The organism is Enterobacter sp. (genome assembly GCF_977039595.1).
Window position 1 is genome coordinate 15,054 of record NZ_CDRQYH010000024.1, and the last position, 13,527, is coordinate 28,580.

At 58.5% G+C, this 13,527-nt stretch carries 9 protein-coding genes; 6 read left to right on the plus strand and 3 right to left on the minus strand.

What is annotated here, in order from left to right:
- Positions 1-2: 2 nt before the first annotated feature.
- Entirely contained in the window at positions 3-1,409 is a 1,407-nt protein-coding gene (locus tag ACWYRJ_RS09755; RefSeq protein WP_455507802.1) for a YchO/YchP family invasin, read from the plus strand.
- Positions 1,410-1,412: 3 nt separating this feature from the next.
- On the opposite strand, the gene narL is transcribed toward ACWYRJ_RS09755, so the two are convergent.
- Both narL and narX read right to left on the minus strand, forming a co-directional pair.
- Positions 1,413-2,063 carry a two-component system response regulator NarL gene (narL, locus tag ACWYRJ_RS09760; protein WP_008499531.1) on the minus strand — a complete coding sequence of 217 codons (651 nt, stop codon included), beginning with the start codon at positions 2,061-2,063 and terminating at the stop codon, positions 1,413-1,415.
- The gene (gene narX, locus ACWYRJ_RS09765; RefSeq protein ID WP_111965926.1) at positions 2,056-3,852 is read right to left on the minus strand and encodes a nitrate/nitrite two-component system sensor histidine kinase NarX; all 1,797 of its coding nucleotides are present in this window, start codon (positions 3,850-3,852) and stop codon (positions 2,056-2,058) included. The genes narL and narX overlap by 8 nt, the downstream gene beginning before the upstream one ends.
- A 309-nt stretch (positions 3,853-4,161) precedes the next feature.
- Between narX and ACWYRJ_RS09770 the strand changes: the two genes are divergently transcribed.
- The 5 genes from ACWYRJ_RS09770 (at position 4,162) to narI (ending at position 12,600) form a co-directional block, all read left to right on the plus strand.
- Positions 4,162-5,559 carry a NarK family nitrate/nitrite MFS transporter gene (locus ACWYRJ_RS09770; protein WP_048989619.1) on the plus strand — a complete coding sequence of 466 codons (1,398 nt, stop codon included), beginning with the start codon at positions 4,162-4,164 and terminating at the stop codon, positions 5,557-5,559.
- Between the two features lie 381 nt (positions 5,560-5,940).
- Entirely contained in the window at positions 5,941-9,684 is a 3,744-nt protein-coding gene (locus ACWYRJ_RS09775) for a nitrate reductase subunit alpha (RefSeq protein ID WP_455507803.1), read from the plus strand.
- Complete coding sequence (gene narH / locus ACWYRJ_RS09780; RefSeq protein ID WP_111965928.1) at positions 9,681-11,216, plus strand: nitrate reductase subunit beta; 1,536 nt, start codon at positions 9,681-9,683, stop codon at positions 11,214-11,216. Before ACWYRJ_RS09775 ends, narH begins: the two co-directional genes overlap by 4 nt.
- Complete coding sequence (narJ, locus tag ACWYRJ_RS09785) at positions 11,213-11,923, plus strand: nitrate reductase molybdenum cofactor assembly chaperone (RefSeq protein WP_045404951.1); 711 nt, start codon at positions 11,213-11,215, stop codon at positions 11,921-11,923. Before narH ends, narJ begins: the two co-directional genes overlap by 4 nt.
- Entirely contained in the window at positions 11,923-12,600 is a 678-nt protein-coding gene (gene narI / locus ACWYRJ_RS09790) for a respiratory nitrate reductase subunit gamma (protein ID WP_023312107.1), read from the plus strand. The genes narJ and narI overlap by 1 nt, the downstream gene beginning before the upstream one ends.
- On the opposite strand, the gene ACWYRJ_RS09795 is transcribed toward narI, so the two are convergent.
- Entirely contained in the window at positions 12,597-13,493 is an 897-nt protein-coding gene (locus tag ACWYRJ_RS09795) for a DMT family transporter (RefSeq protein WP_143345728.1), read from the minus strand. The two genes, narI and ACWYRJ_RS09795, sit on opposite strands and share 4 nt — an antisense overlap.
- Positions 13,494-13,527: the final 34 nt, after the last annotated feature.

Below are 13,527 nucleotides of genomic sequence, written 5' to 3' on the forward strand. Positions count from 1 at the left end.
TGATGGCTGTATCGTCCCGCATTCGTTTGCTGTTTTTACTCCCCCTTCTTACGGTCGGAGCCGTTCACGGTGCGCCGAATTCCTTTATCCAGCAGGCACAAAATCCCTTTGATAATGACGGGGATAATCTGCCCGACCTCGGTATGGCCGCCCCAACCGGGGAGGGGGAAAAACACCTGGCCGAAATGGCGAAAGCCTTTGGTGAAGCCAGCATGACCGACAATGGCCTGACAACGGGCGAGCAGGCGCGTCAGTTCGCGTTTGGTCAGGTGCGAGACGCGGTAAGCGGCGAAGTGAACCAGCAGATTGAATCCTGGCTTTCGCCCTGGGGGAACGCCAGCGTGAACTTACTGGTGGATAACGATGGCAAATTTAACGGCAGCAGCGGGAGCTGGTTTATCCCGTGGAATGATAACAACCGTTATCTAAGCTGGAGCCAGCTTGGCCTGACCCAGCAGACGGATGGCCTGGTGAGTAACGCTGGAATCGGCCAGCGCTGGGTCGCCGGGAAATGGCTGCTGGGTTACAACACTTTTTACGATAACCTGCTGGATGAAAACCTGCAGCGTGCCGGGCTGGGCGCGGAAGCGTGGGGGGAAAATCTGCGCCTGTCAGCCAACTATTATCAGCCCTTTGCCGGCTGGCGCGATCGCTCTGACCTCCAGGAGCAGCGCATGGCGCGCGGCTATGACGTCACCGCTAAAGCCTGGCTGCCGTGGTTCCATCACCTGAACACCAGCGTCAGCTTCGAGCAATACTTTGGCGATAACGTCGATCTCTTCAACAGCGGAACCGGCTACCACAATCCGGTAGCGGTGAATCTGGGGCTTAACTATACCCCCGTTCCGCTGGTCACGTTGACGGCCGCGCACAAGCAGGGCGAAAGCGGCGAGAGCCAGAATAACCTCGGGCTGAAGCTCAACTATCGCTTTGGCGTGCCGCTGGTGAAACAGCTTTCCGCCGGTGAAGTCGCCGCTACGCGATCCCTGCGCGGAAGCCGCTACGACTCGCCGGAGCGCAATAGCCTGCCGGTGATGGAGTTCCGTCAGCGCAAAACGCTGTCCGTGTGGCTGGCAACGCCGCCGTGGGATCTGAAAGGGGGCGAGACCGTCATGCTGAAGCTCCAGGTTCGCAGCACGCACGGCATTCGTCAGATCCACTGGCAGGGAGATACGCAGGCATTGAGCCTGACGTCACCGGCGAAAAGCAACAGCACCGACGGCTGGAGCGTGATTATGCCTGCCTGGGATGACAGCGAAGGGGCGACAAACCGCTGGCACCTGTCGGCGGTGGTGGAAGATGAGAAAGGCCAGCGCGTCTCGTCCAATGAGATCGCGCTTGCTGTGGTGCAGCCGCTGGTCGCATTGCCTGACGACGATCCGCGCTGGAAGCTGCTGCCGGATGAGTAGCCCTTAAAAAATGCGTTCCTGATGCACCCACACCGCGGCTTCGACGCGGGATTTAAGCTTCATTTTCTTCAACATATGCTTCACGTGCACTTTGACCGTACTTTCCGTGATGTCCAGACGACGGGCGATCATTTTATTCGGCAGCCCCTGGGCAATGAGCTTGAGAATGTCGCGCTCGCGCGGCGTTAGCTGGCTGACGTCGCGGTCAGAGGTGGCGCGGTTGGCGCGCAGGCTGGCGGCCAGCACCGGCGTTAAGGCTTCGCTGAGAACCATCTCGCCCGCCGCAGCCTGCTGCAGCGCCTTAAGCAAGTCTTCCGGCTCCATGTCTTTGAGCAGATAACCATCCGCCCCGCGCTTCAGCGCCGTGACCACATCCTCTTCATGGTTCGACACGCTAAAGACGACGATGCGCCCGGAAAGCGATTTTTCCCGCAGCTTGTCGAGGGTCTCCAGACCGTTCATGCCGGGCATATTCAGATCGAGCAGGATCAGATCGGGATCGAGGGATTCGGCAAGCTCAATGCCCTGTTCGCCGTTGCTGGCTTCGCCAACCACGGTGATATCGGGTGCCATGCTGACCAGCTGTTTTACGCCAGTACGCAGCATCGGATGGTCGTCGATCAACAGGATGGATGCCGGTTCCTGATTAGTCATGGGTTTCTCCTTGAGCAGTTGTAAGCGGTTTCTCGGGAATAAAGGTGACGACAACTTCCGTGCCGCCCGTCTCTCTCCGGCGAACCTGGCAATCACCGCGCAGGCTTTGGGCGCGGTCTCGCATAATAATTAAACCATAGTGGTTTGTGCGTTCGGCATTTTCCGGCACGCCGCGGCCGTTGTCGTGAACCGTAAGCTTCACCTGGTTGTTGTGCTGGCTGACGGTGACCGTTACCGCCGTCGCGCCGGAGTGCTTGAGCACGTTGCTCAGCGCTTCACGGGCGATCTGCAGTAAATGTATGGCCTGATGGGAGGGGACAAACCGCGGCGGCAGCTGGTAGTCAAGCTTCACCGGGAACCCCAGCCGGGCGCTAAATTCGTGACAGCTGGCCTCCAGCGCCGGGCGCAGGCCCGGCTCGGTCAGCTGCAGGCGGAAGGTGGTCAGCAGCTCGCGAAGCTGTACCCAGGAGGTGTTCAGCTCGTTGCGGATCTGGCTAAGCAGCTGCTTATTGCTTTCCGGCATCTCTGCATCCTGCATCTGCAGACAGCTCACCTGCATTTTCATACAGGAGAGCGACTGGGCGATAGAGTCGTGAAGCTCGCGGGCGATGGTTGCGCGCTCCTCCATGACGATAAGCTGCTGCTGCTTTTCCTGATGCCGGTCGAGCGCCAGCGTGGCCGTTAGCTGTTCGACCAGCGTATCGACCAGCTGCTGCTGGTCGTGGCTCAGGTGACGCCCGGCTGGCAGCGTTGCCAGCAGAATACCGTACTGAGTGTGGCTGTCGGTCAGGCGCCACTTCAGGGTGGTGCCGCCGGACGTCAGCGGCGGCAGGCCACGAGGGCAAAGATGGCAGCCTTTGTCATCGCACGACATATCCGACTGGCAGGTAAATTCCTGATGGTTATCTTCGTCTTCCACGTCGTAGACGCGCAGCTCAAGGTCGTGCAGCAGGGTCAGATTTTGCAGGCCGTTCAGCACCGGAGAGAGGCGCTCGCATAGCGGCACCTGCATGTGCAGACGGCGGTTGGCTTGCCACAGGAAGGAGAGGATCTCGTTTTTCTGCTCCAGTCCCGCCGTTTTTTCCTGAACGCGCTGTTCCAGTACCGCGTAGCTCTCGGAGAGCTCTGCCGACATGGTGTTGAGCGCCTGGCCAAGCATGGCCATCTCGTTGCGCCCGCTGATGTGCGTGCGCTGGGTAAAATCGCGTGCGGTCACCGCGCGGGCCATCGCCAGCAGCTGTTTCCACGGGTTCAGCAGCCGCGCGCGGAGCCAGACGATGGTGAAGATCAGCAGCAGCCCCATAAACAGCGCCATTGCGCGGTGCACCATCACCACCCGGTCGATGCGTAATTCGGTCGTCTGGTCAAAAGCGGAGACCAGCGCATCAATACGTGAGACGAACCCCGCAACGTCCTGCGCAACGGTTTCCGTGCTGCGAGCCTGTTTCAGCCCGGGCTGCAGCTGGGTGTGCCAGTAACCCTGAAGGGCGTTAAGCTGGGACTGCTGACCGGCGCGGATGGCGGCGTTTTCCAGCTCGGGGCTGAAGACCGTGCGCTCCATTTCATCAATCAGAGGCCGATCGTCCTGCGTCAGGGGGACCGACGCCAGCAGGCGATAACTCTGCATGCGTAGCGAGCCTGCCTCGTTGATGGCATGCGCATTACCCTGTACTCCCTGTACCAGCCAGCCGGAGATCGCCATGCCGGTCACGCCGATGGCGGTGGACAGCAAAACAATCAGGGCTAGCTGATTCACGAGCGTCAGCGGAGATAAACATCTTTTTAACATAGAGGTGGCGTGCTCCTGACGTGGCCTGCTTGCAGGAATGGCGCTATTCTGGTGCATACCCTGGAGTATACCCATACCAATAAAGGATTACCCCTAAATTGCCAACGGAGTAGGGGGAAGGAGGTGGGAGTAGCCAGGAACCGTCAGTGCCGTGAAAAACCACGTCTTTTTTACCGAATTAGCCTACTCACTAAGGGTGAGACCTTATTTTGCGCCGCAAATCCTCCCACTTTTCCTTTGATTTATATCAACTTACCGCCGCCCTAAAACCCTAATGTTTGCAGCATCATTCGAGAATCAGAGGTGTCTATGAGTCACTCATCCGCTCCCGAAAGGGAAAATGGTGCCGTTATTACAGACTGGCGTCCAGAGGATCCGGCGTTCTGGCAACAGCGCGGCCATCGTGTAGCAAGCCGGAATCTTTGGATTTCCGTGCCGTGTTTGTTATTGGCGTTTTGCGTATGGATGTTGTTTAGCGCGGTGGCGGTAAACCTGCCGAAAGTGGGTTTTACGTTTACGACCGATCAGCTGTTTATGCTGACCGCGCTGCCGTCGCTGTCAGGCGCGCTGCTGCGTGTGCCTTACGCGTTTATGGTGCCGGTCTTTGGCGGCCGTCGCTGGACGGCATTCAGTACGGGCATCATGATCGTCCCCTGCGTCTGGCTCGGCTTCGCGGTGCAGGATACCTCTACGCCGTTCAGCGTGTTCGTGATTATCTCCCTGCTGTGCGGTTTTGCGGGTGCGAACTTCGCCTCCAGCATGGCAAACATCAGCTTCTTCTTCCCGAAAGCGAAGCAGGGCGGCGCGCTGGGTATTAACGGCGGTCTGGGCAATATGGGCGTGAGCGTGATGCAGCTGATTGCCCCGCTGGCGATCTCTGTTTCTATTTTTGCGGCCTTTGGCGGCGGTGGCGTTGAGCAGGCGGATGGTTCTTCCCTCTATCTGCAGAACGCCGCCTGGATCTGGGTACCTTTCCTGGTGGTCTTCACCCTCGCAGCCTGGTTCTTTATGAACGACCTGTCCGCGTCGAAGGCGTCGCTGAGCGAACAGCTGCCGGTGCTGAAGCGTGGACACCTCTGGGTGATGGCGCTGCTGTATCTGGCCACCTTCGGTTCGTTTATCGGCTTCTCGGCGGGCTTCGCAATGCTGTCGAAAACGCAGTTCCCGGAGATTCAGATCCTGCACTTTGCCTTCTTCGGGCCGTTTATTGGTGCCCTTGCACGTTCGCTGGGCGGCATGGTCTCTGACCGCCTGGGCGGTACCCGCGTGACGCTGGTTAACTTCGTGGTGATGGCGGTCTTCTGCGCGCTGCTGTTCCTCACGCTGCCGGCCGACGGACAGGGCGGTAACTTCATCGCCTTCTTCGGCGTGTTTATGGTGCTGTTCCTGACGGCGGGGCTGGGGAGTGCGTCCACCTTCCAGATGATCTCCGTGATCTTCCGTAAGCTGACGATGGATCGCGTGAAAGCGCAGGGCGGGAGCGAAGAGCAGGCAATGCGCGAAGCGGCGACGGATACGGCTGCGGCGCTGGGCTTTATCTCAGCCATCGGCGCGATTGGCGGCTTCTTTATCCCGAAAGCGTTCGGTATCTCTCTGGATCTGACCGGCTCTCCGGCCGGTGCCATGAAAGTTTTCCTCGTCTTCTATATCGCCTGCGTTGTGATTACGTGGCTGGTATATGGCCGAAATACCAAGAAAAATAAGTAAGTGTGATTATCCGTTTACGCGGCCTTCGGGCCGCGTTTTTTTTAGCCTGAATAATAGTTACAACATACTTACGGCTTTTACGGCGGACGCCTGCGGTGACACTGCGATCGCCATCGCTTTGCAGGTGGGTCTACCCCTTAATACCTGAGATGTTAAATTTCGACTGGCTTTTTGTACGATGAAAAAAAATTAACGTTATTTTTCATATTGATATGGATTTTTTGAAGATACCGCTTTGGTGGTATTCGGTGTAACCCCTCGCCTGAGAGTCCATCCTCGTCTTGATCGTTATCAATTATCCCCCTCTTTCAGGGCGTTACCTTCGCTGCAAATCAGCAATGTCGATTTAGAGAGCCACAGGCTCCATACAGGAGATACCCGATGAGCAAATTTTTGGACCGGTTTCGCTACTTCAAACAGAAGGGTGAAACTTTTGCCGATGGGCACGGCCAGGTTCTGGATACCAACCGGGACTGGGAAGACGGTTACCGTCAGCGCTGGCAGCATGACAAAGTCGTCCGTTCGACCCACGGCGTGAACTGTACTGGCTCATGCAGCTGGAAGATTTTCGTTAAAAATGGTCTGGTGACCTGGGAAATGCAGCAGACCGACTACCCGCGCACCCGCCCGGATATGCCAAACCATGAACCGCGCGGCTGCCCGCGTGGTGCCAGCTACTCCTGGTATCTCTACAGCGCTAACCGTCTGAAATACCCTCTGATGCGCAAGCGCCTGATGAAGATGTGGCGTGAAGCGAAAGTGCAGCACAGCGATCCGGTGGATGCCTGGGCATCCATCATCGAAGACGCGGACAAAGCAAAAAGCTTCAAGCAGGCTCGCGGTCGCGGTGGTTTCGTTCGATCCTCATGGAAAGAAGTGAACGAGCTGATTGCCGCATCCAACGTCTACACCGTCAAAACCTACGGTCCTGACCGCGTGGCGGGCTTCTCGCCAATCCCGGCGATGTCGATGGTCTCTTACGCCTCCGGGGCTCGCTATCTGTCGCTTATCGGCGGGACCTGCCTGAGCTTCTACGACTGGTACTGCGACCTGCCGCCGGCGTCTCCGCAGACCTGGGGCGAGCAGACCGACGTGCCGGAATCCGCGGACTGGTATAACTCCAGCTACATTATCGCCTGGGGTTCAAACGTTCCTCAGACCCGTACGCCGGACGCGCACTTCTTTACCGAAGTCCGTTACAAAGGCACCAAAACCGTGGCGGTCACCCCTGACTACGCGGAAATCGCCAAGCTGTGCGATCTGTGGCTGGCACCGAAACAGGGTACCGATGCCGCGATGGCGATGGCGATGGGTCACGTCATGCTGCGTGAATTCCATCTTGATAAGCCAAGCCAGTACTTCACCGACTACGTCCGCCGCTACACCGACATGCCAATGCTGGTCATGCTGGAAGAGCGTGACGGGTACTATGCCGCAGGACGTACGCTGCGTGCTGCCGATCTGGTGGACGCGCTGGGTCAGGAAAATAATCCTGAGTGGAAAACCGTTGCCTATAACAGCAACGGCGAGCTGGTGGCGCCAAACGGCTCTATCGGCTTCCGCTGGGGCGAGAAGGGCAAGTGGAACCTTGAGCAACGTAACGGCGCCACCGGCGAAGAGACTGAGCTGCGCCTCAGCATGCTGGGCAGCCAGGATGAGATCGCCGAGGTCGGGTTCCCGTACTTCGGCGGCGAAGGTTCCGAGCACTTCAACAAGGTTGAACTGAAAAACGTACTGATGCACAAGCTGCCGGTGAAACGCCTGCAGCTGGCCGACGGCTCCACCGCGCTGGTCACCACCGTTTATGACCTGACCATGGCGAACTATGGTCTGGAACGCGGTCTGGGCGATGAAAACTGTGCAACCGGCTATGACGACGTGAAGGCCTACACCCCGGCCTGGGCGGAACAGATTACCGGAGTTCCTCGCGCGCACATTACCCGTATCGCACGCGAGTTCGCAGAAAACGCGGACAAAACGCACGGCCGTTCGATGATCATCGTCGGTGCCGGTCTGAACCACTGGTATCACCTCGATATGAACTACCGTGGACTGATCAACATGCTGATCTTCTGCGGCTGCGTCGGTCAGAGCGGCGGCGGCTGGGCGCACTACGTTGGCCAGGAGAAACTGCGTCCGCAGACCGGCTGGCAGCCGCTGGCGTTTGCCCTCGACTGGCAGCGTCCTGCACGCCACATGAACAGCACCTCTTACTTCTATAACCACTCCAGCCAGTGGCGCTACGAGACGGTCACCGCGCAGGAACTGCTCTCGCCGATGGCGGATAAATCCCGCTACAGCGGCCACCTTATTGACTTCAACGTGCGTGCTGAACGCATGGGCTGGCTGCCGTCGGCACCGCAGCTGGGCACTAACCCGCTGCGCATTGCGGAAGCGGCGAAGCAGGCGGGTATGTCACCGGTGGATTACACCGTGCAATCGCTGAAGGATGGCTCAATCCGCTTCGCGGCGGAACAGCCGGAGAATGGTAAAAACCACCCGCGCAACCTGTTCATCTGGCGCTCCAACCTGCTGGGCTCGTCCGGTAAAGGCCACGAGTACATGCTGAAGTACCTGCTCGGTACTGAAAACGGTATCCAGGGGAAAGATCTCGGCAAGCAGGGCGGCGTGAAGCCGGAAGAGGTGGAGTGGAAAGACAACGGTCTCGACGGCAAGCTGGATCTGGTGGTAACCCTCGACTTCCGTCTGTCCAGCACCTGCCTGTACTCCGACATCGTGCTGCCAACCGCGACCTGGTACGAAAAAGACGACATGAATACCTCGGATATGCATCCGTTTATTCATCCGCTGTCTGCGGCCGTTGACCCGGCGTGGGAATCGAAAAGCGACTGGGATATCTACAAAGACATCGCGAAGAAATTCTCCGAAGTCTGCGTGGGGCACCTGGGCAAAGAGACCGACGTGGTGACGCTGCCAATCCAGCACGACTCTGCCGCCGAACTGGCGCAGCCGCTGGACGTGAAGGACTGGAAAAAAGGCGAATGCGACCTGATCCCGGGCGTGACCGCGCCGCACATTATTCCGGTTGAACGCGACTACCCGGCAACCTACGAGCGCTTTACCTCTATCGGTCCGCTGATGGAGAAAATCGGTAACGGCGGGAAAGGGATCGCCTGGAACACCCAGAGCGAAATGGACCTGCTGCGCAAGCTCAACTACACCAAAGCGGACGGCCCGGCGAAAGGCCAGCCAATGCTCAATACGGCAATTGATGCGGCGGAGATGATCCTGACCCTGGCACCGGAAACCAACGGCCACGTTGCCGTGAAGGCCTGGGCGGCACTGAGCGAGTTCACCGGTCGCGACCATACGCACCTGGCGACGAATAAAGAGGAAGAGAAAATCCGCTTCCGCGATATTCAGGCCCAGCCGCGCAAGATTATCTCCAGCCCGACCTGGTCAGGCCTGGAAGATGAGCATGTGTCCTACAACGCGGGCTACACCAACGTTCACGAGCTGATCCCGTGGCGCACCCTGTCCGGCCGTCAGTCGCTGTATCAGGATCACCAGTGGATGCGCGACTTCGGTGAAAGCCTGCTGGTTTACCGTCCGCCAATCGACACCCGCTCCGTGAAAGCGGTGATGGGCGCGAAATCGAACGGTAACCCTGAGAAGGCGCTGAACTTCCTGACGCCGCACCAGAAGTGGGGTATCCACTCCACCTACAGCGACAACCTGCTGATGCTGACCCTGTCGCGCGGTGGTCCGATTGTCTGGATGAGCGAAACGGACGCCAAAGACCTGGGTATTGAAGATAACGACTGGATTGAAGTGTTCAACAGCAACGGCGCCCTGACGGCGCGTGCGGTGGTGAGCCAGCGCGTACCGGCCGGGATGACCATGATGTACCACGCGCAGGAACGTATCGTTAACCTGCCCGGTTCAGAGATCACCGAGCAGCGCGGCGGGATCCACAACTCCGTGACCCGCATTACGCCTAAGCCGACCCACATGATCGGTGGTTATGCACAGCTGGCCTACGGCTTTAACTACTACGGCACCGTAGGATCGAACCGCGATGAGTTCGTGGTGGTACGTAAGATGAAGAACATTAACTGGTTAGACGGCGAAGGTAATGACCAGGTACAGGAGAGCGTAAAATGAAAATTCGTTCACAAGTCGGCATGGTGCTGAATCTGGATAAATGCATCGGCTGCCATACCTGCTCGGTCACCTGTAAAAACGTCTGGACCAGCCGCGAAGGTATGGAGTACGCCTGGTTCAACAACGTAGAAAGCAAGCCGGGCACCGGCTTCCCGACCGACTGGGAAAACCAGGAGAAGTGGAAGGGCGGCTGGATCCGTAAAATCAACGGCAAGCTGCAGCCGCGCATGGGCAACCGCGCTTGGCTTCTGGGAAAAATCTTCGCCAACCCGCACCTGCCGGGCATCGACGATTACTACGAGCCGTTTGATTACGACTACCAGAACCTGCACAACGCGCCGGAAAGCAAACACCAGCCGATTGCCCGTCCTCGCTCGCTGATCACCGGTCAGCGCATGGACAAGATCACCAGCGGTCCAAACTGGGAAGAGATTCTGGGCGGCGAGTTCGAGAAACGCGCCAAAGACCAGAACTTCGAGAATATGCAGAAGGCGATGTACGGCCAGTTCGAAAACACCTTCATGATGTATCTGCCGCGTCTGTGCGAGCACTGCCTCAACCCGGCGTGCGTGGCGACCTGCCCAAGCGGCGCCATCTACAAGCGTGAAGAAGATGGCATCGTGCTGATCGACCAGGACAAGTGCCGCGGCTGGCGCATGTGCATCACCGGCTGCCCGTACAAAAAAATCTACTTCAACTGGAAAAGCGGCAAGTCTGAGAAGTGCATCTTCTGCTACCCGCGTATCGAAGCCGGAATGCCGACCGTCTGCTCAGAAAGCTGCGTAGGCCGTATTCGCTACCTCGGCGTGCTGCTGTATGACGCGGACGCGATTGAAAATGCCGCGAGCACCGAGCACGAGAAAGATCTGTATCAGCGTCAGCTGGACGTGTTCCTCGATCCGAACGATCCGAAGGTGATTGAGCAGGCGCTGAAGGACGGCGTGCCGCAGAGCGTGATTGACGCGGCGCAGCAGTCACCGGTGTACAAAATGGCAATGGACTGGAAGCTCGCGCTGCCGCTGCACCCGGAATACCGCACCCTGCCGATGGTCTGGTACGTGCCGCCGCTGTCGCCGATTCAGTCCGCGGCTGACGCGGGCGAACTGGGCAGCAACGGCATCCTGCCGGACGTTGAAAGCCTGCGTATTCCGGTTCAGTACCTGGCGAACCTGTTGACCGCAGGGGACACCCAGCCGGTCCTGCTCGCGCTGAAGCGTATGCTGGCGATGCGTCACTTTAAACGTGCGGAAACCGTAGACGGCGTGATCGATACCCGCGCGCTGGAAGAGGTCGGTCTGACCGAAGCGCAGGCGCAAGAGATGTACCGCTATCTGGCGATTGCCAACTACGAAGACCGTTTCGTGGTGCCGAGCAGCCACCGTGAGCTGGCCCGCGAAGCCTTCCCGGAAAAAAATGGCTGTGGCTTTACCTTTGGCGACGGCTGCCACGGGTCAGACAGCAAATTCAACCTGTTCAACAGCCGCCGCATCGATGCCATGGATGTGACCAGCAAAACGGAGCCGCACCAATGATTGAACTCGTCATTGTTTCGCGCCTGCTCGAGTACCCGGATGCTGCGCTTGCGCAGCATCAGCAGGAACTCTTTGATGCACTCGCGTCATCTGAAAATCTGGATAAAGACGATGCCCAGCGGCTTGGCGTTTTCCTCCGCGATCTGCTGGCGCGCGACCTTCTGGATGCCCAGTCGGACTACAGCCAGCTGTTTGACCGGGGGCGTGCGACCTCGCTGCTGCTGTTTGAACACGTTCACGGTGAGTCCCGTGACCGCGGGCAGGCGATGGTGGACCTGATGGCCCAGTACGAACAGCACGGCCTGCAGCTCGACAGCCGCGAGCTGCCGGATCATCTGCCGCTGTATCTGGAGTACCTGGCGCAGCTGCCGAAAGAAGAGGCGCTGGGCGGTCTGCAGGATATCGCGCCGATCCTGGCGCTGCTCGGCGCGCGCCTGCAGCAGCGCGAGAGCCGCTATGCGGTGCTGTTCGATCTGCTGGTGAAGCTGGCCAACGCCTCGGTCGACAGTGAAAAAGTGGCGGAGAAAATTGCGGATGAAGCCCGCGATGATACGCCACAAGCGCTGGATGCGGTCTGGGAAGAAGAGCAGGTGAAATTCTTTGCTGACCAGAACTGCGGCGAGTCTGAAATCTCCGCTCATCAGCGTCGTTTTGCCGGCGCGGTTGCCCCGCAATATTTGAATATCTCTAACGGAGGACGGCACTAATGCACTTCCTGAATATGTTCTTCTTTGACATTTACCCGTATATCGCGGGCACCGTGTTCCTGGTGGGAAGCTGGCTGCGTTACGACTACGGCCAGTACACCTGGCGTGCCGCCTCCAGCCAGATGCTGGATCGTAAAGGGATGCATGTGGGTTCTAACCTGTTCCACATCGGTATTCTGGGCATTTTTGCCGGTCACTTCCTCGGGATGCTGACGCCGCACTGGATGTATGAAGCGTGGCTACCGATCGAGGTGAAGCAGAAGATGGCGATGATCGCCGGCGGTGCCTGCGGGGTGATGACCTTAGTAGGTGGCCTGCTGCTGCTGAAACGTCGCCTGTTCAGCCCGCGCGTGCGTGCGACCACGACCGCCGCAGATATTCTGATCCTCTCCCTGCTGATGGTGCAGTGCGCGCTGGGTCTGTTGACCATTCCGTTCTCGGCACAGCATATGGACGGGAGCGAAATGATGAAGCTGGTCGGCTGGGCGCAGTCGGTGGTGACCTTCCACGGCGGAGCCTCCGCGCACCTGGACGGTGTGGCGTTTATCTTCCGCGTTCACCTGGTGCTGGGAATGACGCTGTTTGTGCTGTTCCCGTTCTCTCGTCTGGTGCATATCTGGAGCGCGCCGGTGGAGTACCTGACGCGCAAATACCAGATTGTGCGCGCCCGTCGCTAATTCGCCGTTTTGATACCAACCCCGCACTCGCGGGGTTTTTTTTCGCCCCAGCCCAGGTTGTTGCCCGCTGCAGCAAAAAGGATCAGCGCGCCGCCCGCGAGCTGCGTCAGGTTCAGCGAGTGTCCGAACACCAGATTATCGACAACGATCGCCACCACCGGATAGATAAACGACAGGGAGCCGGTAATGGGCGTCGGCAGCTTCTGAATTGCGCTGTAGAGCAGCTGGTACATAATGCCGGTATGGACGATGCCCAGCGTCAGCAGGGTAGGCCAGGGAAAATCACCGGTAAATGACGGCATGCTGGCAAACGGCAAAAGCATCACTACGCCCGTCAGCACCTGGATAAAGGCAATATGCTGCGGCGCGATTGTTTTCAGCTTGCGCGCAATGATTGCCGTCAGCGCGTAGAAGAAGGCCGCGGCCATTGCCAGGCCGATTCCGGCGAGCCATTCACTGCCATGCGCGCCGGTCAGCTCGCTGGAGAGCAGGATCACTACGCCGCCAAAGGCGAGGAACAACCAGCCCCATTTCACCAGGCTGACGCGCTCGCCTAAAAACATCCCCATCAGGACCAGCATAAACGGCTGGGTGTTATAGACCACGGTCGAAAGACCAATCGAGATCCGTTCATAGGCCGCGAAGAGCAGCAGCCAGTTCACCACGAGCGCTACGCCGCCGAGAATAGCCAGCATCAGCGTGGTGCGGGTGAGGGGGCTAAAGGGCTTTTGACTCACCCGGATAAAAATAAAAAGCGCCATTGCCCCGATAAGACAGCGCCAGAACACCACTTCCGTCACCGGCAGGCCGCTGAGCAAAACAAACGCACCGATAGAGCCGGAAATTAACATCGCCAGGCTCATTTGCCAGACGCCTTTATGTAAATCACGCATCATCCACCTCCTGAGTAATGACGTTATTGTCGAA